We start from the raw sequence: 24,182 nt of genomic DNA, 5'->3' as shown, positions 1-24,182 counted from the left end.
GCTCTCACTTGGCCGGCGCGGCGGGAACCGCACGGGCGAGATTGTTTTCATACTGCGATTTGGCCGACTGGTACTGTTTCGGCCAGGGAATGGAAGTGATGCCGATTTTTGCTGCTTCGTGCAATGACCAGGCGGCATCGGCGAGATGCGGCCGGGCGATGGCGCAGAGATCGGCGCGACCAGCCGAGATGATGGAATTGGCATGATCGGCCTCCGAGATGGCGCCGACGGCGATCGTCGGGATGCCGATCTCGTTGCGGATCTTGTCGGAAAACGGCGTCTGGAACAGGCGGCCATAAACCGGTTTCTCCTCTTTCGACACCTGTCCCGAGGAGCAATCGATCAGGTCGGCGCCGGCATCCTTGAACATCTGCGCAAAGACGGCTGCGTCTTCAGGCGTGTTGCCGCCGTCGGCCCAGTCGTTGCAGGAGAGACGCACGGAAATCGGCTTGTCGTCCGGCCAGACGGCGCGGATGGCGGCAAAGATTTCCAGCGGATAGCGGGCGCGGTTTTCGTGGCTGCCACCATATTCGTCGGTGCGCTGGTTGGTTAGCGGCGACAGGAAGCTCGACAGCAGGTAGCCGTGGGCGCAGTGCAGCTCCAGCCAATCGGCGCCGGTGGTGACGGCAAGCTCCACCGTGCGCACATGGTCGGCCTTGACGCGGTCCATGTCGGCGCGGTCCATTGCCTTCGGCACCGGGCTGTTTTTCAGGTAAGGAATGGCAGAGGCCGAAATCAACGGCCAGTTGCCGTCGTCGAGCGGCTGGTCGATGCCGTCCCACGCGAGCTTGGTCGAACCCTTGCGGCCGGCATGGCCGATCTGGATACCGACCTTGGCATCGCCATTGCCATGGACGAAAGCGACGACGCGCTTCCAGCCGGCGGCCTGCTCCTCGTTCCAGAGACCGAGGCAGCCCGGCGTGATGCGTGCATCCGGCGAGACGCAGGTCATCTCGGCAAAGATCAGGCCAGCACCACCCAGAGCGCGGGCGCCGAGGTGAACCATGTGAAAGTCGTTGATCAAGCCGTCGTTTGCCGAATACATCGCCATCGGCGAGACGACGAGGCGGTTCGGCAGGGTGACGTTGCGCAGGGTGAATGGCGTGAACATCGGCGGCAGGCAGCGGCCGTTGCCCACCGTCAGCCCGGATTTCTCGGCAAACCAGCGCTCATAGCCTTCCAGCCAGTGCCTGTCGCGCAGCCGCAGGTTCTCGTGGCTGATACGCTGGGAGCGGGTCAGCATCGAATACATGAACTGTTCCGGCTCCAGCGCGTCGGCATAGCGGGTGCCGACGACTTCGAACCATTCCATCGCGTTGCGCGCGGCGTTCTGGATGCGGGCGACGTCAACCCGGCGGATCTCCTCGTAGGCATGCAGAACGGCCGGGATCTTGTCGGCGCTGTGCTCGTGGATCTCGAACTGGCGCGCGAGTTCGATGGCGTCGTCGATGGCAAGCTTGGTGCCGGAGCCGATGGCGAAATGCGCGGTGTGGGCGGCATCGCCCATCAGCACGACATGGGAATTGCCGTTGAAATGGCTCCACTTGCCGCAGATCAGCCGGTTGAAATTCAGCCAGGCGCTGCCGCGCATGTGACGTGCATTGGTCATCAGTGGCGCGCCGTCCAGCGCTTCTGCAAACAGGTCCTGGCAGAAATCGATCGAGGCCTGCTGCTCCATGGTGTCGAGGCCGTGGGCGCGGTAGGCCTCTTCCGTCGTCTCGATGATGAAGGTCGATGTCTGCTCGTCGAACTTGTAGATATGCGCCTGGAACCAGCCGTGATCCGTCTTGCGGAAATCGAAGGTGAAGGCATCGAACAGCTTGTTGGTGCCGAGCCAGATATAACGGTTCGGCCGGGTGATCATGTCCGGCTGGAATATCTCCGGATAATGGTTGCGGATCTTCGAGTTCAGACCGTCGGAGCCGATGACGAGGTCGGCATCTGGGTAATCGAGGTCCGAGGTGGCGTCGGTCTCGAAGATCAGTTCCACGCCGAGCGCCTCGCAGCGGCGCTGCAGGATGTTGAGGAGCTTCTTGCGGCCGATGCCGACGAAGCCATGGCCGGAGGTGCGCTGTTTCGTGCCCTTGAACCAGACTTCGATATCGTCCCAGTGATTGAAGGCATCCTGTATCTCGGCGGCACTCTCCGGATCCCAGACCTTCATCGATTCCATCGTCGCGTCGGAAAACACCACGCCCCAGCCGAAGGTGTCATAGGGCTTGTTGCGCTCGACGATGCGAATGGCATGGCCGGGATGCAGCTTCTTCATCAGAAGTCCGAAATAAAGACCAGCCGGGCCACCACCGATGCAAACGATCTTCATCGTCAATCCTTCCCTGTCGCGGTGCATGTCGCTGCACGTCGAAAGTTATTTTAAGTTTAAAATATAAACGTCCCCGGTTATCGTCAAGTCGCAATTGCGGGAAGTGACCGGTGGCCGCCCGATTTCCAGCGAAAGCAGGCGGCCATAGTGTCGCAGCTCTATTTTGCGGGGTCCTTGGGCGACCACAGGATCACCTTGGACTCCTTCTCGTAGGCCATGCCCTTGGGATAGCTGATGGCTTCGAGTTGCAGGCCCCAGGGGGCCTGGAAATACATGATCGTCTGCCCGGCAATCGGGCCGTCGTTCATCGGTACAGGCCCCATGCGGGTGGCGATGCCCTTGCCGTCGAGATATTTTTTGGCGGCTCCGACGTCATCGACATAGAGGGCGATGTGGAAGGCGCCGATATCGCTGTTGCGCGCCTTCAGGTCGCGTTGGTCCGGGGCCTCGTACTGGAATATCTCGATGTTGGAGCCGTAGCCGCAGCGCACCAGCGTCACCTGGTCGATCTTGGCCTTGGCATCGACGCCGACGAGGTCTGTCATCAGCGTGCCCTTGTCGTCGGAGATCGGGCCGAAGGACATGGCTTTTTCGCAGCCGACGACGCCGACGAAGAAGTCGAGCGCCTGCTTCATGTCGGGCACGGTGATGCCCGTGTGGTCGTGACCGCGCATGCCGGGTATGCCGTCGGCAGACGCGATACCAGCGCTGGAGAGGGCAGTGGTCATGGCAAATGCGAAGGCCGTGATATGCTTCTTCATTTCTACGTTCCCCTGTTTTGGCGGGCGTTTTCCGGAAGGCAACAGTCTTCCCCCGCCCCGAAGGCCCGCGGCCCCGGTGCGTATCTCATGGCCATGGCAAGCACATAATGCTCGGCCTCAGGTCAGGCCGCGTCCTCGTTTTCGCTGACGCGCCACAGCCATTCCGGATCGACCTCGGGCAGGGGAATGGCATCGAGCAGCATGCGGGTATAATTGGAGGCGGGCGCGGAGAAGACGCGCTCACAGGGACCTTCCTCGACGACGCGGCCCTGCCGCATCACATAGACGCGGTCGCAGATGGCGCGGATGACGGAGAGATCGTGGCTGATGAAAGCCATCGACAGGCCAAGATCCGTCGAAAGCTCTTTCAGCAGGTTTAGCACCTGAGCCTGCGTCGAGACGTCGAGGCCGGAGACGATCTCGTCGGCAAGCACGAAAGCCGGCTTTAGCAGCGCCGCCCGGGCAATGCCGATGCGCTGGCGCTGGCCACCGGAGAGTTCGTGCGGATTGCGGTCGAGGCAGGCCTGCGGCAGCGTCACCCGATCGAGGATCGAAGCGACTTTGCGCTCGGCTTCACGCCGATCTCTGGCAACGCCGTGCAGCAGCAGCGGCTCGACGAGGATGCGACGGATCGTGTGGCGCGGATTGAGCGAGGCCATCGGATCCTGGAATATCATCTGCATTCGGCGCCGCAACGGCCGCATCCGTCCGTCCGGCAGGTGGGTGATATCCGTGCCGTCGAAGCGGATCTCGCCGGCCGAGGTGTCCACCAGCCGCAGCAGGGCACGGCCGAGCGTCGTCTTGCCGGAGCCGCTTTCGCCGACGATGCCGATGGTCTCGCCACGATGGATGGTGATATCGACGCCGTGCAGCACTTTGACGCCATCAACATGGTGGCCGGCCAGCGTGCGACGCCCGCCATAGGTGACCTCGAGGCCAGTGGCCGTCAGGAGGGGCTCAGACATGGCTGCGGCTCCCGTCGTGAAGGCCAATCTCGCGGCGGAGTTCGTCGAAGATTTCGGGCGGTACCGGTGTCAGGCCGGCGTTTGGACGGTCGTAGCGTGGCCCGGCTGCGATCAGGGCCTGCGTATAGATGTGACGCGGGGTCGCCAGCACCTCGGCGGTACGACCTTCCTCGATGACCTTGCCGGCGTAGAGCAGGGTAACGCTGTCGCAGATCTGCGCAACGACGCCGAGATCGTGGGTGACGAAGATGACGGCGGTGCCATGCGCTTCCTGCAGCCCGCGGATCAGCCGCAGGATCTGCTTCTGCACCGTCACGTCGAGCGCCGTCGTGGGCTCGTCGGCGACGACCAGCTTTGGCTCCAGCGCGAAGGCGGCGGCAATCAGAACGCGCTGGCGCATGCCGCCGGAAAGTTCGTGCGGGTAGCAGCGCAGTACCCTTTCGGGATCGCGGATATGAACTTCTTCCAACAGTTTCAGCGCCCGTTGAGCGGCCTCCTTCGACGACAGGCCGCGTTTCAGGCGCAGGCCGTCGGTCAGTTGTGCCTCGATGCGGCGTCCCGGATTGAGGGCCGTCTGCGGATCCTGTGGAATCAGCGAGATCTCGCTGCCCATGATCGAGCGCAGTTCCTTCTGCGGCAGCCGCAGCAAGTCGCGGCCCTCGAAATTGATAAAGCCGCCGACGACGCTAACGGTGCGCGGCAGGATGCCGAGCAGCGCCTTGGCGATGGTCGATTTCCCGGCGCCGCTTTCGCCAACGAGGCCGCGGACCTCGCCGCGCTCCAGCGTCAGCGAGACGTCGCGCAGGATCGGCGCGCCGCCGTCGCGGTCGGAGACGGCGCTGAGGCCGGTTATCGCGAGAAGCGGCTGGTTCATCGGCGCATCACCGGGTCGAGGGCGCGGCGCAGGCCATCGCCGAGCTGATTGAAGGCCAGGACCGTCGCAAATAGCGCCAGCAGCGGCGCCACCAATACCCACCAACCGTCATGGATAATCTGCCGGCCCTCGGCGATCATGCCGCCCCAGGTTGGCGTGTCCGAGGAGACCGAAAGGCCGACAAAGGACAAGATGGCTTCGACGATGACCGCAATGCCCATTTCGAGGCTGACAAGCGCGATGAGGACGGGCGCCACATTCGGCAAAATTTCCGAGAACAGGATGCGCAGCCTGGAGAAGCCGATGGTGCGGGCGGCGATGACGTAGTCCATCTGCGCCTGCGCCTGGGTTTCCGAGCGAACGACGCGGCAGAAGCGGGTCCAGTCGATGATGACGATGGCGGCGATCACCGAATGGACGCCGGAGCCGAACACGGCGACCAGCAGGATCGACAACAGCACCGGCGGGAATGCCATCCAGATATCGACCAGCCGCGAGATGATGCGGTCCGGCCACCCGCCGTACCAGCCGGCAAACAGGCCGAGCAAGGTGCCGATCAGTGCGGAAAGCCCGGCGGCCACGAAGGCAACTGTCAGGGCGATACGGGTGCCGAATATCATGCGCGAGAGCACGTCGCGGCCGAGATCGTCGGTGCCGAGAAGGAAGTTCTGGTCGCCGCCATCCATCCAGGCGGGGGGCAAGGTGCCGGACATCAGGTCCTGCTCGAGCGGGTCTTTCGGGGCAATGAAGGGTGCGAATAGGGCAAGGATGACCAGCAAAAGGATGAAGCCGCCGCCCATGAGGACCTTCGGCTCGCGCAGCAGGGCCAGCAGGCGTCTTACGGAGCGTGACTGCGTTCTCGGCGCGGTGGATGCAATGATCTCAGCCATGAGCCAGCCTCGGATTGAAGGCCGCGACGAGCGCATCGACCAGCAGGTTGATGACGATGAACAGCAGGCCGAAGACCAGCACCAGCCCCTGGATCAGCGGCAGGTCGCGATTAATGACGGCGTCGATCGCCATATTGCCGATGCCCGGATAGGCAAAGATACGTTCGACGATGACTGTGCCGCCGATGAGGAAGGTGAACTGCACGCCGGTCAGCGCGATGGTCGGTCCGACGGCATTGCGCAGCGCCTCCTGCAGCACCAGGCGCAGGTTGGACATGCCCTTCAGCCTTGCAAGCAGGATGTAGTCCTGCAGCATCGCCTCCGAAAGCGTTGCTTTCAGGACCCGGGCGACGATGGCGGCAAGTGGCAGGCCGAGAGCCAGCACCGGCATCACCATATGGGCGGCAACGTCGGCAAAGATCTGAAAGCGCAGGGTCACAAGGCTCTCGATCAGGTAGAAGGGCGTGTGGAACTGCGCGTCGATACTGGGATCGATGCGGCCCGACAGCGGAAACAGCGGAAAGGCAACGCCGAGGACCAGCACAAGGGCCAGCGCCCAGACGAAATCGGGTACGGCGAGGAAAAGCCCATTGAGGCTGTCGATGATCGGCTCGAGGATTGTACGGCGTACCAGTGTACCAACAATCGCCACGAGACCACCGAGCAGGACTGCCAGCACCAGGGCGGCAAAGGCCAGCTCGAGGGTCGCCGGCAGCCGATCTCCGAGCAGGCCGAGGACGCTGCGCTTCAGCGAGATCGAGGTGCCGAAATCACCGATCACGACAGCCTTCAGCCACAGGCCAAACTGCACTGGCAAGCTGGCGTCGAGCCCGTAATGGGCGCGCATCGCGGCAATGTCGGCCGGTGTCGCGCCTGGCGAGATCATCATTGCAATCGGATCGCCGGGGACAACGCGCAAAAGCACGAAGACGACCAGCGCCACGCCGAACAGTGTGACGATGGCCATGACGAGGCGGTTAAGGATGGTGACGGCTATCATGGGTTACAGATTTCCAACCGCTTGACGCGGCAATGCGGCTCCAGCGATCTCCCCCACAAGGGGGAGATAAGCCCGCCGCATGGCGGCAGGCCTGGAGTTACGCCTTCGCTACCTGCGCTGCCTGTAGGGCGCCCGAGACGTTCGGGGTGACCTTGACGCTCGATTTGTAGAGGATCGGCTGGGCATATTGCAGCAGCGGGATGACGTATCCCTCTTCGGCAATATACTTGTCGACCGCCTTCCAGCCCGCGATGCGCTTGGCTTCGTCCTTCTCGCCCCAGAGTGGGTTGATGAGGTTGTCGACATCGTCCGTCTTCCAGCCCGAATGCGGGGACTTGCTGTACATGGCAAAGCCGGTCGAGGTCGTGGGGTCACCGATGGCGTTGCCCCAGTTGTAGAAGGCGGCAGGGCCGAGCTGGTGGGCGGCGCGAAGCTCGTAGTGCTTGGCGATCTCGTAGACTTCGATTTCAGCCTCGATGCCTACCTTGCGCCACATGCCGACGATCGCCTGGATCATCTCGTAGTCCTTCGGCTTGAAGCCACGGGTGGTCTTGATGGCGAACTTCACCGGCTTTTCCGGCGAGAAGCCACTGGCCGCCAGAAGCTTCTTGGCACCTTCCGGATCGTAAGGCGTCTTGATCCCAGCATCGTAAGCCGAGTATTCAGGGGCCTCGAGCGTCGAGAGCGGTTTGCCGTAGCCGCGCAACAGACGCTTGATGATGGCTTCCTTGTCGATTGCCATGTTGGCGGCGAGGCGGACGTTCTTGTCGAGCATCGGGCCGACGTTCGAGATGAAGATCATGCCAATGTCGGAGACAGGCGTGGCGACGCCGTCAAGGCCCTTCTTCTTCCTGAGACGGTCGAAATCCTCGTAGGGCACTTCCAGTGTCACGTCGGAGGAGCCGGATTCGATCTCGGCGACGCGGCTCGTCGTGTCCGGGACGAATTTGTAGATGACCGTCTCGAAGGCTGGCTTGCCGCCGAAATAGTTCGGATTGGCCTTGAGGCGCAGGAAGGAATTGCCCTCGTAGGCATCGACCATATACGGGCCGGTACCGATAGGCTTCTTTTCGAACCCCTCCGGGCCGACTTTCGTGAAGTAGTCCTTGGGCAGGACATAGCCTGTCAGGAAGGCCATCCACATGAAATACGTCGGCTCGTAGCGAACGACGTCCCCGGTAATCCGGTTGCCCTCGATCTTGTAGTTGGTGGCGGTGGACCAGATGAAGGAGATCGGATTGCCGCCCTTCTGATCGCCCGCGCGGTTCAGCGACCAGACGACATCCTCAGGGGTGAACTTCGAGCCATCGTGCCAGGTAACGCCCTCGCGGACGTCCATCCAGACTTTGGTCTTGTCGTCGTTCCAACCCCATTTCGTTAGAAGGCCGGGCTGGAACTTCAGGTCCGGGCCCTGGCCGATGAACTGGTCGAAGACCGAGCGGTAGATCGCCTGGATCGTCGGGTTGACGGCCGAGGGGCCTGTCGTCGGGTCGAAGGCCGGCAGGTTGACGTTGAATGCGATCGTCAGCGTATTCACATCGGCCGCCTCGACGACCGTCCGGCCAGCGAGAATGCCCGTGATGAAAGTAGCCGCGCCTAGGCTCAACGCCTGGCGCCGTGTCAGATGGTCCATGGTCACTCCGTTCCCCTGTTCAGCGGTAGATGACCTGTGGCCGGCCTGCCGCTGGCGATTTATTATCGGAATGTTTTAATCTTAAAATAACCATCGGGAAGCGCAAGCGGATTCTCTGGCGTTGTAGAAAAATTGCGGTGTCGGTCTCCATCTCCCGGAATCGGCCGGAGACTGCGCAAAATCAAGTTGAGCATAATGTATGCTTTTGCATATTTATTCGGCTCAGGTTGCTTCTACTTCGATCAAACGAGCGTCCGGTAACGTATGTTGATGGCTTCAGGCCATTTGCTGATTGACAGTCGGTCGAAGCGCAAAATATGCTTTTGCAAATGATTGAAGAAAACGCCTGACAAGGGCGAAGGGGAACTGAAATGGCTGAACGGTCTTTTGCCCGCGAAGTCGAGGACCTGAAGCTGGGGGAGGGCGACACCTTCCGCGGCGAGGGAATTCTCGCGATTACCAAGGCCCTGCTGCAGTCCGGCGTCTCCTATGTCGGCGGCTACCAGGGCTCGCCGATCTCGCATCTGATGGACGTGCTGGCCGACGCCAAGGATGTCATGGAGGATCTCGGCATCCATTTCGAGACATCGGCCTCGGAGGCGGCGGCGGCGGCGATGCTGTCGGCGTCGGTGATGTACCCGGTGCGCGGCGCCGTCACCTGGAAGTCGACGGCCGGCACCAATGTTGCCTCGGACGCACTCTCCAACCTGTCGTCCGGCGGCGTGACCGGCGGCGCGCTGATCATCATTGGCGAGGATTACGGCGAGGGATCGTCGATCATGCAGGAGCGCAGCCATGCCTATGCGATGAAGTCGCAGATGTGGTTGCTTAATCCGCGCCCCAACCTGCCGTCGATCGTCGATGCTGTCGAAACCGGCTTCGAGCTTTCCGAGGCGTCCAATACACCCGTGATGCTGCAGGTCGGTATCCGCAGCTGCCATGTGCACGGCCAGTTCGAAGCAAAGAACAACAAGCGGCCGGAGTTCACGCTGCGCCAGGCGCTGGAAAATCCGGTCCGCGACGTCAACCGCATCGTCCTGCCGCCGGCCACCTTCGTCCATGAAAAGCAGAAGCTGGAGCAACGCTGGCCGGCTGCCGTAGAGTTCATCAAGCGCCGCAAGCTCAACGAATATTTCGGTCCCAGCGAAGGCGATGTCGGCATCATCCTGTTGGGCGGCATGTATAATGGCGTGATGCGTTCGCTGCAGCAGCTTGGCCTCGCCGATGTCTACGGAAATTGTTCCGTGCCTCTATACGTGCTCAACGTCGCCTATCCGCTGATCGACGACCAGCTGGCCGAATTCTGCGCCAGCAAAAAGGCCGTTCTGATGGTCGAGGAGGGCGCGCCGGAATATATCGAGCAGTCGCTAAACACGATCCTGCGCCGCCGCGACATCCAGACCCGGATCGCCGGCAAGGATACGCTGCCGATGGGCGGCGAATATACGACGCAGGTGCTGATGAAGGGCATCAAGACCTTCCTCGAGACCCATGCCCGCGTGCTGCTCGGCAACCAGCCGCCGCTGCCGGATCCGTCGCCCGTTCTCAACGATCCGAAGGTCAGAGCGCTGGCCGAGGTCGTACCGCCGAGGCCTGCCGGTTTCTGCATCGGCTGTCCGGAGCGACCGATCTTTGCGGCGATGAAGCTGGTGGAGCAGGAACTCGGCGAGCACCATGTCGCGGCGGATATTGGATGTCATTTGTTCTCGATCCTGCCGCCGTTCAACATCGGTGGCACGACGATGGGCTATGGTCTCGGACCCGCCTCGGCGTCGGCCTTCAATGTCGAGGCCGACAAGCGCTCGATCTCTGTGATGGGCGACGGCGGTTTCTGGCACAACGGGCTGGCGACCTCGGTCGGCAATGCCGTGTTCAACAAGCAGGACGGCGTCATTCTCGTCGTCGACAATTTCTATTCGGCTGCGACCGGCGGCCAGGACATCCTGTCCTCGCGCGCCGAAAACCCGCGGCGCAAGACCAACAATTCCATCGTCAATGCCGTCAAGGGCATCGGCGCCACATGGGTCCGCCAGATCGATCGGACCTACGATGTCGCCAAGATGCGCGACACTTTGCGCGAGGCTCTGACGACGAAGGAGCCGGGTCCTAAGATCATCGTCGCTTCGTCGGAATGCATGCTCAACAAGCAGCGCCGGGTTAAGCCTTTGTTCAACAAGGCGGTGAAGGACGGCAAGCGGATGGTCAAGGAGCGCTTCGGCGTCGACGAAGACATCTGCACCGGCGACCACGCCTGCATCCGTCTTTCCGGCTGCCCGTCGCTGTCGGTCAAGCACACCGACGATCCGCTGAAGGACGATCCGGTCGCTGCCATCGACAACAGTTGCGTCGGTTGCGGCAATTGCGGCGAGGTGGCGGAGGCCGCTATCCTCTGTCCGTCGTTCTATCGTGCCGATATCATCCACAATCCCACCGGCTGGGACCGTTTTCTCGCCAGGATGCGCAGTGCCGTCATCGGCTGGCTGCAGGCGCGCCGCAAGGCAAGCCGTATCGTCTTTGCAGATTGAGGGGATCGCCATGAACGAGCATGTTGCTACAACGGCCGTCGGCGCCATTCGCCTGTCGACGGACAAGCCGATCTCGATTGCCATTCTCGCCATGGGCGGCCAGGGCGGCGGGGTGCTTGCCGACTGGATCGTCGGGCTGGCGGAAAGCCAAGGCTGGATGGCACAGACGACGTCTGTCCCCGGCGTTGCCCAGCGTACCGGCGCCACTATCTACTATCTCGAACTGTTGCCCGCCCGCGAGGGCCGTCATCCGATCTTCGCGCTGATGCCGACGCCGGGCGATGTCGATATCGTGCTTGCTGCCGAACTGATGGAAGCCGGACGCTCGGTGCTGCGCGGCCTGGTGACGCCGGATCGTACGACGCTGATTGCCTCGACCCATCGTGCACTGGCTGTCGGTGAAAAGGAGAAGCCGGGCGACGGTATCGGTAATCCCGAGGTCGTCGTCGAGGCCACTGATTTTGCCGCCAAGCGGATTATCGCCTTCGACATGGATACGCTGGCGGCCAAAAACGGCAGCGTCATTTCCTCGTCCATGTTCGGTGCGCTGGCCGCCGCCGGTGTGCTGCCCTTTGCCAAGGAGGCATTCGAGGCGACCATTCGCGGCGGCGGAAAAGGCATCAAGCCAAGCCTCAAGGCTTTCAACGCCGCCTTCGAGCGGGCAACGGCGAGGACCAACGATGTGGTCTCGGCGACGCCGCACAAGCATTTCGACGCGCTGCCCGAGACGGCAGGACATCCCTCTCTCGACAGGATCGTCCACCGCATCCGCGCCGAATTTCCGGAAGAGGCGCATCCACTGCTCTTTGCCGGCGCCAGGAAGCTGACGGATTTTCAGGACCCCGCCTATGGCGACGAATATCTGAGCCGCGTGGCAAGTCTGCTTGAACTCGACCGCAGATATGGCGGCGCGGGAAAAAGCTTCGCGTTCACCGTTCAGGCAGCGAAATACGTCGCGATCTCTATGGCCTATGACGATGTCATCCGTGTCGCCGACCTGAAGGTGCGTGCATCCCGCTTCGACCGGGTTCGCAAAGAGGTCGGGGCCAAAGCCGACCAGATCGTCTACATGACAGAGTACATGCATCCGCGCATGGAGGAGATCTGCGGCACTCTTCCGAAGCGGCTGGGCCTATGGATCGAAAACCGGCCGAAGTTGTTTGCCCGGCTCGATCGCTTCGTCAACAAGGGGCGAAGGGTGCAAACGGGAACTATGTTCTGGTTCCTCAGCCTCTATGCCGTCTCGGCTTTGCGCGGGACACGCCGGGGAACATTGCGCCATTCCCGCGAGATGGCACATCGTGACGCGTGGCTTGCAACCGCCACCGGCCTGCTCGCTGCAAACTACGATCTGGCCGTCGAGGTGCTCAACAACCGGCGCCTCGTCAAGGGCTACTCCGACACACACGCCCGTGGCCTGTCGAAATTCGACCGGGTCATGTCGGCGCTGCCGCTGTTGCGAGATCGGGAGGACGGTGCCGCCTGGATGAAGCGCCTGAGACAGGCAGCCCTGCTCGACGAAAGCGGTATCGCGCTCGATGGCGCGCTAAAGACGGTGGCGACGCTGTAGGCGCTGTCCTGGGCTGCTTTGTCATTTTTGCGGAAAGTTAGGCGCCCTATCCCTGCTTACGATCTGCATGATCGTCATCTCGTGCCGCACTGCGACAGCTCGCTGGCGCTAAATGTTGCACCGCAATACGTGTAGATATGCCTGGTTACATCTTAGGGGCTGTAACCGGGGAAAAGCTGTGTTACCCTTTTGACATGCGGGCGAAGAGGAGAAGCGCTCGCATCAACGGAGGAGTTTTTAAACGATGACTTCAGAAGAGATGGGTTTTGGTACCGAACGGACCAGCGTGGGATCGATTGCCAAGCTGGCAGCGATCACGGTGGTTGCCTGCGTGATCTTTGTCGGCGGAATGTATTTCGTCGGAAAGGCCAATGCCCCCGACGCATCCACCCGTCCGCAGCCTGCGGTGACCACACAGACCCAATAGCGTACCGACGTCCGAACCGGACAGGTGCGGCGGTTAATACGCGAGCGCCCTGTAACTGAAGCAGGGCGTTCTACCGATTTGCCTGTCATGAATGAAGACAAGCGCACTGCCATCTATTGGATCTTGTCACGACGCGCAGCGCCGCAGCCACTCCAATGTCCTCAAATCTCGTGCTTGCGGATATTATGCAGCACCTTGTGGAGTGTTCCGATGAAGGCGCGGTATTCGGCTTCCTCGACGCCGTCGAACATCTGCAGCAGCAGGTCGTACATCGTCGGCCAGACTTTTTCGAAGGCGGCGCGGCCTTCCTCGGTGATCGAGACGTCGCGGATGCGCATGTCTTCGGCGCGCGGTTGCCGACGGATGTAGCCCTGGGTTTCCAGCGAATCCAGCGTCCGGCTCATTGTCGATTGCTCTGTCACGGCGAAGATCGACAGCTCGTTGATGGTGACTGACGTCGAGACGCTGAGCACCGCCAGCGCCCGCATCTTGGTGGTCGAGATGTCCAGTTCTTTTAGCTCGTCGGCCATGTTGGCGTTCCAGCGGGACATCAGCCGGTTCATCAGATAGGGCGCGAAATGGTTCAGGCCGATCTCGCCCATGGTCGGGCGGGCATCGTAGCCATCGTCCTTGCGCCTAAGCACGACACCTGAAAACCGTTCTTCCATGAACACATGCCTCCTCGTCTTCCTGTTATTTCAGCGAGGATGCGAGCAGGAAACCCGAACCGCCGCCGAGGCCAGGGCCCGGGTGGGACGACGCACCGATGTGGTACAGGCCCTTGATGTGGGTGCGGTGATTAACCGAAGACTTGAAGGGCCGCCAGAGAAAAAACTGGTCGAGGCCACAATGGCCCCCATAGGGGTCACCGCCGACGAGGTTCATGTTCATCGTCTCGAGATCGGCCGGAGAATAGGCGCGGCGGGCAAGCTTGATTTCCGCGAAGTTTTCGATGTGGCTCTCCAGCAACGCCTCGATGCGATCCGCATACTGTTCGCGCACCGTCTCCGTCCAGCGGCCGTCCGCCGGCGTCTCGATCTTGGCCGCGGCATCGCCTTTCAGCACGCGCGGCGCTTCGGGCAATTGCAGCCAGAGGATGGACTTTCCCTCAGGCGCCCGGCTGGGGTCGAAGGATACCGGCTGGCCAACGCAAACGGTGGGTTCGGCCGGCAGCAGACCGCGTTCGCATTCGTTGCAGGCGCGCGAGACACCGTCGAGGCCAGGAGTCAAGTGCAGCAACGCGACCTGGCCGAGCTCCGGGTTATGCCTCCAGCGGGGCGGTGCGGACAGCGCGTAGTGGATCTGCATGTTGCCCTTGCCATAGCGATACTGGGCCACATCCTTGCTGATCCGCTCCGGCAGCGGCTCGGGCCAGTCGGCCATCAGGCGCTCATAAAGCTGGTTCGGGGTGGTCGAGCAGATGACGCCGCCGGTGGCGGTAATGGTTTCTCCACTCGCAAGGCGAACGCCGCCGGCGACGTTGCCGGGGCCGGGCAGGATGCTTGCAACATCGGCACCTGTCCGGATGGTACCACCCTGGTCCGCGATCAGCCGTTCGAACGCCGTCACCAGGGTGCCGGCGCCCCCAGTTGCGACGGGGCAGCCTGCAAGCTCGATGGCAAATCCGATGACCTTCAGCATTTCGGCGGAATAGGCATCTTCCGGGCTGAGGCCGCAATGCAGCACCCAGGGCGCCCAGAGTGCGCGGGCGAGGTCCGAGCCGTAGGCCGTCTGCAGGTAGCCTCGTGCGGGCGTCAGCGCGCTGCCGAACCAGGCAGCAAGGTTGCGAATGCCTCGCCCCCAGGCCTGCCGGGACACAGTCTTCAGGATGTTGCCCGACCAGAGAGCGCCGCCGAGCAGGGAGAAAAGGAACGGCGCATCGGCTCCGAGCCTGTCCATTTCGTCGGAGAAAGTCTTGCCGTCGCCTGCCGACAGGTCTTCGAAGGTGGCTATATTGCGCTGGCGATCCCTGGAAAAGATGACGTTCGATCCGTCAGGACGCAGCACGCCGGTTGGCAGTTCGGCATGCGAGAAAGCAAGGCCGCGCGCCTCCAGATCCTTGCCGAGCGCCCCGTAGGCCGGCGAGGTCAGGAACAGCACCATCGTTGTCGCCATGACGTCGTGGACGAAGCCGGGCTCGGTGATCTCCTCGCTGCGCAGGCATCCGCCGATGCGCTCGTTGCGCTCGAGGATCAGAACCTTGCGACCCTTCTTGCCCAGCATGGCCGCCGCAACCAGCGCATTGATGCCGCTGCCAACGATTATGTAGTCATGGCTGCTCATCGTCTACTCCGGTCGCTGCATGGTATGCCTTCTCCCCGCGGGGGAGAAGGGATATTTAAGAGGCCATGGTGCGCCTATTGGGCGATCAGGGCCAGGGCGCGCACGGGGGAGCCGGTGCCGGAGACGATTTTCAGTGGGGCGGCGATGAGAATGGCGCCCTTTGGCGGCAGAAGATCAAGCTGGCAGAGGCTGGCGAGGCCGTAACGGTTGTTCTTGTGCATCAGGTTGTGGGCCGGGAAGGGCGGGTTCATGCCACCGGCCGAGCCGGCATCTGTGCCGATAGTTTCCTGGCCCCAGCCGATGATGTCCTTGGTGAGCAGATATTCAATCGCCTCGGCAGTCGGACCCGGCGAATGCGGGCCGTTCTCGTCGGCATTCAGGAATGTCTCGGTCGAACCGTTGCGCTTGTACCAGTCGGTGCGCAGCAATACCCAGGATCCGGCTTCGATGTCGCCATGCTCCGCCTCCCATTCCTTGATGCTGTCGACGGTCAGCAGATAGTCCGGATTGGCGGCTGCCTCCTTCGAGCGATCGATGACATTGACGGGGGCGACGAAGTTTTGCGGTGGGATGGTGTCGGTGGTGTTCTGGGGGTTGTCCTTGCCGGTGATCCAGTGGCTCGGCGCATCGAAATGGGTGCCGGTATGCTCGCCGAGTTCCAGCCAGTTCCAGGCCCAGAACGGTCCATCCTCGTTATACTGCGAGATGGTGTGGACCTTGACCTTCGGCGTGTTCTTGCCGAACTGCGGCGGCAGGTAGAGCACGGGGGTGTCGGGCCCGAGCGATGCAGTGAGATCGACGACCTTGATGGAGCCCGAAACGAGGGCGGTGGCCAGGCTGGCAAGCGTGTTCGACGTCATTCGTATGTTCCCCTTGAACGAAAACCGCCGTGCTGGATGGGGCATTGATCTGCCCTTCTTGCGCCCAGGCCTGCGGCTGAATGGGGCAAGCCTATGTCACACCATATGATATTGCAAGCATTTGCGGGGCGGCCCGGGCGTCAAGCTTCAGGCCGCCCGACAATTGGGCAAATGCGGACATATGGCCTATAAAACAGGCTATCTAGTGAGGTTATTCCAGCCAAATTTCGCATCGTATTGCAGTCCATGACGGGATTTCGAGGTCGCTGCCCTTGATGCCGGCGGCGCAGAATGTATGCATGTGATGTATAAAATAACAAGGGAACGGAAGGTGGAGCATGGCATACGACGCGGTGGTGGTGGGGGCGGGGCATAACGGGCTTGCAGCAGCGGTACATCTGGCCGCCAAAGGCTGGAAGGTTGCAGTCGTCGAGGGCAGCACGACCGCCGGCGGCGCAGTCAAGACTGCGGAGGTGACGCTGCCGGGTTTTCGGCACGATCTCTGTGCCATGAACCTATCGATGTTTGCGGGTTCGGCTTTCCTTGCCCAATACAGGCAGGAGCTCGTCGCAAACGGTCTCGGTTTCGTGCCGGCCGCCGATTGTTTCGCCAGCGTCTTCCGCGACGGCACGTATCTCGGCGTCAGCACCGATCTCGAAAAGACGGCGGCTGCGATTAAGGCACTTTCGCCGGAGGACGCGGCGGCCTGGCGGGCGATGCTTGCCGAATTCACCACCGATGCGCCGCACATTTTCGGGCTGCTCGGCGCACCCATGCCCTCGCTCGCTGCAGCGAATGTCCTCTGGAAGGCATGGCGGCAAAAGGGCAGCGGCTGGCTCTACGACACGGTGCGCATGCTGCTTTCCTCTCCGCGCGATTTCCTCGATGCCCGGTTTCGTCACGCCAAGCTGAAGACGATGATGGCCGCCTGGGGGCTACACCTCGATTTTGCGCCGGATGTCGCAGGCGGTGCGCTGTTTCCCTATCTGGAATCGATGGCCAATCAGGCCTTTGGCATGGTCATCGGCCAAGGCGGTGCGGATACGATCATCAAGGCGATGACGGGCATGCTGACTGCACGCGGGGGCGAGATCCTGCTCGGGACGGCGGTGGACAAGGTGCTGGTGTCCGGCAGCAAGGCGACCGGCGTGCTGCTGGCCGATGGTCGTCGGCTGGAGGCGAGCCGCGCCGTTATCGCCAACGTCAATCCGAAGAACCTGTTCGGGAAGCTACTCGATGCCGATCCGAAACGCCGGGACTTCGATCGCAAGGTCAGCCGGTTTCGTGCCGGACCCGGCACGATGATGATCCATCTGGCGCTAGACAGCCTGCCGGACTGGACGGCGGGAGAGGCACTGAAGAGCTTTGCCTATGTGCATATCGCGCCCGATCTAGAGATGATGTCGAAAGTCTATGCGGAAGCGGCGGCCGGTCTGTTGCCGGTAGAGCCGGCTCTGGTCGTCGGTCAGCCGACCGCCATCGATCCATCGCGGGCGCCTATGGGAAAGCATGTGCTCTGGGTGCAGGTGCGGGTTCTTCCGGCCGAGATCCTCGGCGACGCCGCCGGCAAGATCGGCGCGCTCAGCTGGGATGCGGCCAAGGAGGATTATGCCGACAGGGTGATCGATATCATCGAGGCCCATGCGCCGGGCCTGCGAGCCAAGATCCTCGCCCGGACGGTCGTCTCGCCTTTGGATCTCGAGCGCGAAAACCCCAACCTCATCGGCGGCGACAGCCTTTCCGGCAGCCATCACCTGGACCAGAATTTCCTGTTCCGTCCCGTCGCCGGATATTCGCGCTACAGGACGCCGGTCGCCGGCCTTTACATGTGCGGCGCGTCCACCTGGCCGGGGGCGGGAACGGGAGCTGGCTCCGGCTTCCTGCTTGCCCGGATGCTGGCCAAGTGAAGCTATCCACTGGCGTGCAAGGCAGGCCGCCCCGAAACCTTTGACATTTCAAATATTGCTTCGTATGCCATGGGAACACGGATTGCGGTCCAGGAATTCGAGCGGGGATCATGGCCGAAGCAGAAAGCGAAACTGTCGACCTGGAGGCGATTGCCCACGGCGCCCAGGATGGCAAGAAGCAGGAACTGCGCCTCTGGTTGCGCATGCTGTCGACCACGAAGCTGATCTCGCAGGAAGTGCGCCGCCGACTGCGGGCTGAATTCGGCGCGACGCTGCCGCAGTTCGACCTGATGGCGCAGCTTTATCGTGAAAGCGACGGGCTGAGGCTCGGTGAACTCTCAAAACGGACGATGGTCACCAACGGCAACGTCACGGGGCTTGTCGAGCGGCTGGAAATCGACGGCATGGTTTTGCGCGAAACGCCCCACGGCGACCGGCGCGTGACCGTCGCCAAGTTGACGGCCAAGGGCGAAAAGCTGTTCACCGCCATGGCCGCCGCCCACGAAGGGTGGCTGCGCGACATGCTGGGAGACGTAGACCCGTCCATCATCGCAGAACTCTGGACCGACATCGGCACCGTCAAGGCCTCCGTCAGCAACCACCTTTCGGGTGGGGAGTTTGACTGAGGGGTGGAGGCAGAGCATCACGGATTATCTTTACTGGCAGGCCATAAAGTGAGCAGGTCTACATTTGCTCAATCGCTTTAGTTATTTTATTTCACGACTATATACATATGAAACACATTGCCCCGAATTCGACTTGGGCTGCCACTACCAGTTCTATCTGCTAATGCATCAAACGGCGCTCCACCAAATCCGCGACACAACTATAAGTTTCCCTTACAGGGTTGCCAGCCTTTGCGCCGGCACTAGGTGACGGCAGGCTGATTGTTATTTTGTGAGGAGGAGACGCGGCATGGTTTCGGAACAGGCACTTATCAGGAAGATCACTTGGCGGCTCATGCCGTTTCTGGGTCTCCTCTATCTCATCGCCTATATCGACCGGCAAAATGTCAGCTATGCGAAGCTCCAGATGGTCGATGCGCTCGGAATGAGCGAATACGCCTATGGCCTCGGTGCATCCCTGTTCTTTGTCGGCTATTTCATTTTCGAAATCCCGGCAAACCTGTTCCTGACGCGGTTCGGAGCCCGTGTCTGGTTCACGCGCATCATGGTCAGCTGGGGTCTGGTGACGATCGCGCTGGCCTTCACACAGAATATGACGATGTTCTACATCCTGCGCTTCCTGCTCGGCGTCGCCGAAGCCGGTTTCTTCCCGGGCGTGCTGTTTCTCCTGACCCTCTGGTTTCCCCGGAACTATAGAGGGCGCATGGTCGGTCTGTTCATGATCTTCAGCGCCATCGCCAATGCTGTCGGCGCGCCGCTTGGCGGCATGTTGCTGGATCTGCACGGCTTCCTCGGCCTTGCCGGTTGGGAGTGGGTGTTCCTCGCCACGGGTATCCCAGCGGTTCTGGTCGGTCTGGTAACGTTCTTCTATCTCGACGACAGGCCGGAAGAGGCAAAATTCCTCAATGACGCTGAAAAGCTTTGGCTGAAAGAGCGGCTGGCGCAGGAAAACCAGGGCATGGACGGCACCGCAGATGACGGTTTCAAGGCCCTTATCAACCCGCGGGTGATGCTGATGGCTATCTGCTACATCGGCTTCCCGCTGGCAGCCTACGGGCTGAGCTATTGGCTGCCGACCATCGTCAAGGGCTTCGGCGTTACCAACACCGTCAACGGCTTCATCAACATCATCCCTTGGGTGGTCGTGGCGATTGCCCTCTGGGTCGTGCCTGCCGCTGCCGACAAGACGGAAGCAAAGACACCCTACATTGCCGGACCTGCTTTCGTCGGCGCCATTGCCCTTACGCTATCCGCCCTTGTCACTTCGCCGCTGCTGCAGTTCATCTTCCTCTGCATTGCCGCCGCCGGCATCTTTGCCGGGCAGCCGGTGTTCTGGAGCCTGCCATCGCGCTTCCTCCGGGGTGCCGGCGCCGCAGCAGGCCTCGCTGCCATCAACTCGGTCGGCAATCTCGGCGGCTTCATCGCGCAGAACGTGGTGCCGTGGATCAGCGATGCCACCGGAAGCAAGATTGTGCCGATGTTCTTCCTTGCCGCATGCCTTGCAGCCGCAGGCCTGCTGGTGATCGTCGTTGAACGCGCACTTGGCCGCAAGGCAGAAGTCGGTTCGGCGTAGGAGCTGAATGTTTTCCGCTCTGGAGTGCCTTCTTGCGGAGGCACTCCGGAATGATTGATGCCGGTGCTGTCCAAGAGGCCACGTCTGCCGTCCAGGCAACCTCAGCCTTCAATGCGCCTTTTCGGTCTTGAAGCGCTTTTCCAGCATGCTCACCAGTCGCACCATTGGCCATAGCAGGATGATGTAGACGAGGGCTGCGCCGATCAGGGGCGAGGGGTTGGCGTAGAGGGCCTGGGCGTCCTGCGCTTCCTTCAGCAGTTCCGGCAGGGCGACGGTCGAGGCGAGCGAGGTATCCTTGAACATCGACACGCAATTGCTGGTCATCGGCGGGATGACGATGCGGATCGCCTGCGGCAGGACCACTTTGTAGAGCGTGACGATGAAGGGCAGGCCGAGGGCCGAGGCGGCCTCGAACTGGCCCCTCGCGACACTCTCGATGCCGGAGCGGAAGACCTCGGCGGAGTAGGCGGCCATGACGATGGAAAAGGCGATGACGGCTGATGCCCAGGACGTCAGCCTGATGCCGAGGAACGGCAGGGCATAATAGATCAGGATGAGGACGACGAGGACCGGCGTTGCGCGCAGGATGTCGATGTAGCCGACCGCGAGCAGCCGGAATGGTTTCGGCGCATAGAGCCTGACCAGGCTGATAACGAGGCCGAAGGGAACGCCGATGACGATGCTCATCATGCCGAGCAGGACGGTGTTCCACAATCCCCGCAGCAGAGCCGGTATGGACGACATCAGGACGTCGTAGTTGAAGAAGGTCTCGACGAGCGACATGGTATCCACCGGTCTTGCAAGCGTTCAGTCCGTCACATCCATGCCGGCATCTGGGCGACCGGCATGGCTCATGGCAGGTTATGGTTCGATCAAGCCTTGGGGATCGGCATTTCGACGACGGTGGAGGAGCCAGCCGGTGCATCGCTGCCGAACCACTTCTTGTGGATCGCCTGCAGGCTGCCGTCTTTTTTCATCGCCGTCAGGGCATCGTTGAGCTTGCCGAGCAACGGAGAGTCCTTCGTCATCATCAGGCCATATTGTTCACCGGTCTTGATGCGCTCCTTGACGGCAAAGCCCTTCATCTTGACAAACAGGTATTCCATGCCGGGCACGTCGCTGACCACGGCGTCGACCCGGCCGGCGCCGAGATCGAGGAACATTTCCTGCTGGGCATTGTAGCCCTTGACGTCTGCGAAGCCATCTGCGGCCTTATGCTCGTCGACCCATTTAGCGCCGGTCGAGCCTGACAGCACGCCGATTGTCTTGCCCTTGAGATCGGCAATGCCCTTTATGGCGCTGTCGGCCTTGGCGGCGATGCCCATGTCGGAATCGTAGTAGGGCTGAGTGAAGGACTGCGATTTCAGCCGCTCCGGCGTGATGGTGATCGACGAGATCGCAACGTCGATGCGCTTGGATGAGGTTCCGGCGAACAGCGCCTGGAAGCCATAGTCGGCGATTTCGGGGGTCATTCCGACGCGCTTGGCGGCTTCCTTGACGATGTCGACCTCGAAGCCCTCGAAGGCGCCCGAGTCGGTCTTGTATTCAAACGGTGGATTGCTCGGGTAGGAACCGACATTCAGGGTCTCTGCCGCATGGGCAATGGACGACCCGCCGGCAAGGCCGATGGCGGCGGCGAGCACCAATAGATTACGACGCGTAAGGCTCATGTCTGTTTCCCTCTGGTTATGGACCCGTGGGCATCGTTGGCCCACGCGGGTATCATCGGCGCGCCCTCAAGGGCTGGCCGTCATGTCATGGCGCCAACCATGCGGTCGAGCGCAGTGCGGATCTGTTCGATGTCGCGGAAGATGCACATGCGCAGGAAGGCGCGGGAGCTGTCTCCGAAAAGATAGCCCGGTGCCAGGCCGACGCGCGAGGTCTCCAGGATGCGGGTGCAGGCAGCGCGGGCATCGCGTTCGCCTTCGAGCGCGAAGAAGGCGTACATGCCGCCGCGCGGTTTCACCGGCAGGACGATGCCCGGGATCTGCGGAAGTTTCTCATAGGCAAGGTCGAGGCCGGCCTTGATCTTCCGCCTGACGTCCTCGACCAGCGGTTCGCCATCCCTGACGGCAGCGAGCGCTCCGGCCTGGATCATGCCGGCCGTTCCGCTGTTGATATACTGTGTCATCGCAGCCAATTGGTCGGCGACGCCCGAGGGGTGGGTGAGCCAGCCAATGCGCCAGCCGGTCATCGCCCAGGCTTTCGAAAAGCTGTTGACCGAAATCACCCGGTCGCCGTCATCGGCAACCTGGAGGATCGAGGGTGCAACGATCCCTTCGAAATAGAGCCGCGCGTAAACCTCGTCCGAGATGATCCAGATGCCGGTCCGGCGGCTGAATTCGAGCAGCGCCTGCATCTCGTCGCGCGAAGCCGTCCAGCCGGTCGGATTGGATGGTGTCGACAGGCAAATGGCGCGGGTGCGGGAGTCGCAGCGGGCAAACAGTTTGTCGAGATCGAGGTGCCAGTCGGTGTCGAAGTCGAGCGGTACCGGCCTCGGCTCGCCGCCGATCAGGTGGATGGCATTGTGAATGTTCGGCCACTGCGGCGCGACGTAGACGACGTTGCTGCCGACATCGACCAGCAACTGGAGGGCGAGATAAAGCGCTTGCATGCCGCCTGGCGTGATCGTCGTACGCTGGATCGGAATGTCGCGGTCGTGCAGCCGCGACTGATAGGCCGAAAGGGCTTCGTTGAGCGGACCGGAGCCGCGCATATTGGGGATGTAGAAGGTGGCGCCGTCATCGAGCGCCTGCTTGGCGGCATCACGGATGAAAGCCGGCGTTACCATGTCGCCTTCGCCGTACCAGAGCGGGATCACATCTCCGAGTTCGCGGGCGCGCATGGCGAGCTCGGCAATATTCTCGGTGTGCAGGTCGCGGATCTGGGCGCGGATGCCGTCGAAAGCGTAACGGTCGTTGTCGGCTGCGGGTAATGCTCGTAGAGGCACGGTCTTTTCCTTGAAATTCAGATGTCGGAACGTCGCCGATAGTTTCGGAAGACGCATGGATCACCCCTTGATTTCGAATGGTTATCCAAAACGAAGGGCATTTCAAGAAAAAAATTTGAAGCTTAAAAAGTCTTGGGAAAAAGCACATTTCCGGAGCTTAGAAACAGGCGCCAAGTCTTTGATAGCCTTACCCTAAATATATATTTCTAGTGAACGCAAGAATTGCGCGCTTTTGCAGCGTTTTCCGCCATGGCGGCTCCGAGAAACATCGTGTCGCTGGCCAGCATAAAGAAACTGATGCCGGCCGCCGACCAGGTCGCGATATCTGATGTCGAGGGGCGGAAAATGCCAACAGTCCGGCCGGCTGCAAGCGCCGTTTCCGTGATGGTACGAATGGCCTTGTCGAGCCTGTCCTTGCCATCTGGTCCAAGCGCATCGATCGACACCGATAGGTCGCCGGGGCCGATGAAAATGATATCAACGCCCTCGACTGCCGCGATCTCTCCGATATTGGCAAGGCCATCCGCCGTCTCTACCTGGATGGCGAGAACGAGGGATTCATTGGCTGTCGCGAGGTAGTCCGGGATGCGATAGCCGTAGGCTGCGGCACGACCTGGGCCAACGCCTCGCTCGCCGACCGGCGGGTAGCGCGTTGCCATCACTGCGGCCCTGGCCTCGGCGGCATTGGAGATGCGCGGCACCAGCACGCCGGCTGCTCCGGCATCGAGAACGGCGGCGATGGATTCCGGCGCATGGCCGGGCACACGGACAATTGCAGGCACGCGATGCACGTCGGCGGCGCGAATGAGATCCTCGATGCGCTCGCGGCTGATCTGCGCGTGCTCCCAGTCGACGCAGAGAAAATCGACGCCTGCCATTGCCACGACTTCCACGGCGACAGGGTGGGGGATGGCCGAGAACGTGCCAATCAGCGGAGCGCGGTCGAGGCAGCGCTGGCGAAAACTGGTCATGGTGGATCCCCGGATGGCGGCATTGGTTCGTTCATCGATAAACC

Annotated in this window: 20 protein-coding genes; 6 read left to right on the top strand and 14 right to left on the bottom strand. The window is 61.7% G+C overall.

All coding sequences use genetic code 11. The annotated features are described in order from the left end of the window. Window positions 1–4: 4 nt before the first annotated feature. From PR017_RS11415 to PR017_RS11385, 7 genes are all read right to left on the bottom strand, one after another. A complete protein-coding gene (locus PR017_RS11415; protein ID WP_111222452.1) occupies window positions 5–2,323 on the bottom strand; it encodes a bifunctional salicylyl-CoA 5-hydroxylase/oxidoreductase in 2,319 nt (772 codons plus the stop codon). Between the two features lie 158 nt (window positions 2,324–2,481). After that, a complete protein-coding gene (locus tag PR017_RS11410) occupies window positions 2,482–3,084 on the bottom strand; it encodes a VOC family protein (protein ID WP_161959386.1) in 603 nt (200 codons plus the stop codon). 122 nt (window positions 3,085–3,206) lie between these two features. Continuing rightward, complete coding sequence (locus PR017_RS11405; protein WP_111222453.1) at window positions 3,207–4,049, bottom strand: ATP-binding cassette domain-containing protein; 843 nt, start codon at window positions 4,047–4,049, stop codon at window positions 3,207–3,209. Beyond that, on the bottom strand, window positions 4,042–4,923 hold the full coding sequence (locus PR017_RS11400) for an ABC transporter ATP-binding protein (RefSeq protein ID WP_111222454.1): 882 nt from the start codon (window positions 4,921–4,923) through the stop codon (window positions 4,042–4,044). The genes PR017_RS11405 and PR017_RS11400 overlap by 8 nt, the downstream gene beginning before the upstream one ends. Next, window positions 4,920–5,813 (bottom strand): ABC transporter permease, encoded by an 894-nt coding sequence (locus PR017_RS11395; protein ID WP_111222455.1) that lies wholly within the window; start codon window positions 5,811–5,813, stop codon window positions 4,920–4,922. The genes PR017_RS11400 and PR017_RS11395 overlap by 4 nt, the downstream gene beginning before the upstream one ends. Continuing rightward, window positions 5,806–6,813, bottom strand: coding sequence for an ABC transporter permease (locus tag PR017_RS11390; RefSeq protein ID WP_111222456.1), 1,008 nt, complete (start codon window positions 6,811–6,813; stop codon window positions 5,806–5,808). The genes PR017_RS11395 and PR017_RS11390 overlap by 8 nt, the downstream gene beginning before the upstream one ends. A 97-nt stretch (window positions 6,814–6,910) precedes the next feature. Beyond that, window positions 6,911–8,446, bottom strand: a complete 1,536-nt coding sequence (locus PR017_RS11385; protein WP_111222457.1) for an ABC transporter substrate-binding protein — start codon at window positions 8,444–8,446, stop codon at window positions 6,911–6,913. Window positions 8,447–8,817: 371 nt separating this feature from the next. Between PR017_RS11385 and PR017_RS11380 the strand changes: the two genes are divergently transcribed. The 3 genes from PR017_RS11380 to PR017_RS11370 all read left to right on the top strand — a co-directional run bounded on the left by PR017_RS11380 (window position 8,818) and on the right by PR017_RS11370 (window position 12,968). Beyond that, entirely contained in the window at window positions 8,818–10,971 is a 2,154-nt protein-coding gene (locus tag PR017_RS11380; RefSeq protein ID WP_111222458.1) for a ferredoxin family protein, read from the top strand. Window positions 10,972–10,981: 10 nt separating this feature from the next. Beyond that, complete coding sequence (locus tag PR017_RS11375) at window positions 10,982–12,541, top strand: indolepyruvate oxidoreductase subunit beta family protein (RefSeq protein WP_111222459.1); 1,560 nt, start codon at window positions 10,982–10,984, stop codon at window positions 12,539–12,541. A 244-nt stretch (window positions 12,542–12,785) separates the two neighbouring features. Beyond that, complete coding sequence (locus PR017_RS11370; RefSeq protein WP_111222460.1) at window positions 12,786–12,968, top strand: hypothetical protein; 183 nt, start codon at window positions 12,786–12,788, stop codon at window positions 12,966–12,968. 161 nt (window positions 12,969–13,129) lie between these two features. Here the strand turns inward: PR017_RS11370 and PR017_RS11365 are convergent, their stop codons facing one another. The 3 genes from PR017_RS11365 to PR017_RS11355 form a co-directional block, all read right to left on the bottom strand. Continuing rightward, the gene (locus PR017_RS11365; protein WP_111222461.1) at window positions 13,130–13,636 is read right to left on the bottom strand and encodes a MarR family winged helix-turn-helix transcriptional regulator; all 507 of its coding nucleotides are present in this window, start codon (window positions 13,634–13,636) and stop codon (window positions 13,130–13,132) included. 25 nt (window positions 13,637–13,661) lie between these two features. Beyond that, on the bottom strand, window positions 13,662–15,251 hold the full coding sequence (locus tag PR017_RS11360) for a phytoene desaturase family protein (RefSeq protein ID WP_111222462.1): 1,590 nt from the start codon (window positions 15,249–15,251) through the stop codon (window positions 13,662–13,664). 74 nt (window positions 15,252–15,325) lie between these two features. After that, entirely contained in the window at window positions 15,326–16,111 is a 786-nt protein-coding gene (locus tag PR017_RS11355) for a cyclase family protein (RefSeq protein ID WP_111222463.1), read from the bottom strand. Window positions 16,112–16,449: 338 nt separating this feature from the next. Here PR017_RS11355 and PR017_RS11350 point away from each other — a divergent pair, with 338 nt between their 5' ends. From PR017_RS11350 to PR017_RS11340, 3 genes are all read left to right on the top strand, one after another. Then, entirely contained in the window at window positions 16,450–18,018 is a 1,569-nt protein-coding gene (locus PR017_RS11350; protein WP_111222464.1) for a phytoene desaturase family protein, read from the top strand. 110 nt (window positions 18,019–18,128) lie between these two features. Then, window positions 18,129–18,644 carry a MarR family winged helix-turn-helix transcriptional regulator gene (locus PR017_RS11345; RefSeq protein ID WP_111222465.1) on the top strand — a complete coding sequence of 172 codons (516 nt, stop codon included), beginning with the start codon at window positions 18,129–18,131 and terminating at the stop codon, window positions 18,642–18,644. A gap of 289 nt (window positions 18,645–18,933) precedes the next feature. Beyond that, on the top strand, window positions 18,934–20,217 hold the full coding sequence (locus PR017_RS11340; RefSeq protein WP_111222466.1) for an MFS transporter: 1,284 nt from the start codon (window positions 18,934–18,936) through the stop codon (window positions 20,215–20,217). A 108-nt stretch (window positions 20,218–20,325) separates the two neighbouring features. Here the strand turns inward: PR017_RS11340 and PR017_RS11335 are convergent, their stop codons facing one another. The 4 genes from PR017_RS11335 to PR017_RS11320 form a co-directional block, all read right to left on the bottom strand. After that, complete coding sequence (locus PR017_RS11335; protein WP_111222467.1) at window positions 20,326–21,000, bottom strand: amino acid ABC transporter permease; 675 nt, start codon at window positions 20,998–21,000, stop codon at window positions 20,326–20,328. Window positions 21,001–21,089: 89 nt separating this feature from the next. Further along, a complete protein-coding gene (locus PR017_RS11330; protein ID WP_111222468.1) occupies window positions 21,090–21,887 on the bottom strand; it encodes an ABC transporter substrate-binding protein in 798 nt (265 codons plus the stop codon). Between the two features lie 80 nt (window positions 21,888–21,967). Next, window positions 21,968–23,224 carry a pyridoxal phosphate-dependent aminotransferase gene (locus PR017_RS11325; protein WP_111222469.1) on the bottom strand — a complete coding sequence of 419 codons (1,257 nt, stop codon included), beginning with the start codon at window positions 23,222–23,224 and terminating at the stop codon, window positions 21,968–21,970. Between the two features lie 149 nt (window positions 23,225–23,373). Then, entirely contained in the window at window positions 23,374–24,138 is a 765-nt protein-coding gene (locus tag PR017_RS11320; RefSeq protein WP_111222470.1) for an HpcH/HpaI aldolase family protein, read from the bottom strand. Window positions 24,139–24,182: the final 44 nt, after the last annotated feature.

The organism is Rhizobium tumorigenes, assembly GCF_003240565.2.
In the GTDB taxonomy this organism is placed as follows: Bacteria; Pseudomonadota; Alphaproteobacteria; order Rhizobiales; family Rhizobiaceae; genus Rhizobium; species Rhizobium tumorigenes.
The sequence above is the reverse complement of the archived record's forward strand: the minus strand, read 5'-3'. Positions and strand labels throughout refer to the sequence as shown.

What these genes read in the sequence shown, in the direction of transcription:
- PR017_RS11405 (WP_111222453.1), bottom strand. Translation starts at nt 4,049, where the DNA reads ATGTCTGAGCCCCTCCTGACGGCCACTGGCCTCGAGGTCACCTATGGC.
- PR017_RS11380 (WP_111222458.1), top strand. Translation starts at nt 8,818, where the DNA reads ATGGCTGAACGGTCTTTTGCCCGCGAAGTCGAGGACCTGAAGCTGGGG.
- PR017_RS11395 (WP_111222455.1), bottom strand. Translation starts at nt 5,813, where the DNA reads ATGGCTGAGATCATTGCATCCACCGCGCCGAGAACGCAGTCACGCTCC.
- PR017_RS11325 (WP_111222469.1), bottom strand. Translation starts at nt 23,224, where the DNA reads ATGCGTCTTCCGAAACTATCGGCGACGTTCCGACATCTGAATTTCAAG.
- PR017_RS11410 (WP_161959386.1), bottom strand. Translation starts at nt 3,084, where the DNA reads ATGAAGAAGCATATCACGGCCTTCGCATTTGCCATGACCACTGCCCTC.
- PR017_RS11390 (WP_111222456.1), bottom strand. Translation starts at nt 6,813, where the DNA reads ATGATAGCCGTCACCATCCTTAACCGCCTCGTCATGGCCATCGTCACA.
- PR017_RS11385 (WP_111222457.1), bottom strand. Translation starts at nt 8,446, where the DNA reads ATGGACCATCTGACACGGCGCCAGGCGTTGAGCCTAGGCGCGGCTACT.
- PR017_RS11335 (WP_111222467.1), bottom strand. Translation starts at nt 21,000, where the DNA reads ATGTCGCTCGTCGAGACCTTCTTCAACTACGACGTCCTGATGTCGTCC.
- PR017_RS11330 (WP_111222468.1), bottom strand. Translation starts at nt 21,887, where the DNA reads ATGAGCCTTACGCGTCGTAATCTATTGGTGCTCGCCGCCGCCATCGGC.
- PR017_RS11400 (WP_111222454.1), bottom strand. Translation starts at nt 4,923, where the DNA reads ATGAACCAGCCGCTTCTCGCGATAACCGGCCTCAGCGCCGTCTCCGAC.
- PR017_RS11350 (WP_111222464.1), top strand. Translation starts at nt 16,450, where the DNA reads ATGGCATACGACGCGGTGGTGGTGGGGGCGGGGCATAACGGGCTTGCA.
- PR017_RS11415 (WP_111222452.1), bottom strand. Translation starts at nt 2,323, where the DNA reads ATGAAGATCGTTTGCATCGGTGGTGGCCCGGCTGGTCTTTATTTCGGA.
- PR017_RS11340 (WP_111222466.1), top strand. Translation starts at nt 18,934, where the DNA reads ATGGTTTCGGAACAGGCACTTATCAGGAAGATCACTTGGCGGCTCATG.
- PR017_RS11355 (WP_111222463.1), bottom strand. Translation starts at nt 16,111, where the DNA reads ATGACGTCGAACACGCTTGCCAGCCTGGCCACCGCCCTCGTTTCGGGC.
- PR017_RS11365 (WP_111222461.1), bottom strand. Translation starts at nt 13,636, where the DNA reads ATGGAAGAACGGTTTTCAGGTGTCGTGCTTAGGCGCAAGGACGATGGC.
- PR017_RS11345 (WP_111222465.1), top strand. Translation starts at nt 18,129, where the DNA reads ATGGCCGAAGCAGAAAGCGAAACTGTCGACCTGGAGGCGATTGCCCAC.
- PR017_RS11320 (WP_111222470.1), bottom strand. Translation starts at nt 24,138, where the DNA reads ATGACCAGTTTTCGCCAGCGCTGCCTCGACCGCGCTCCGCTGATTGGC.
- PR017_RS11360 (WP_111222462.1), bottom strand. Translation starts at nt 15,251, where the DNA reads ATGAGCAGCCATGACTACATAATCGTTGGCAGCGGCATCAATGCGCTG.
- PR017_RS11375 (WP_111222459.1), top strand. Translation starts at nt 10,982, where the DNA reads ATGAACGAGCATGTTGCTACAACGGCCGTCGGCGCCATTCGCCTGTCG.
- PR017_RS11370 (WP_111222460.1), top strand. Translation starts at nt 12,786, where the DNA reads ATGACTTCAGAAGAGATGGGTTTTGGTACCGAACGGACCAGCGTGGGA.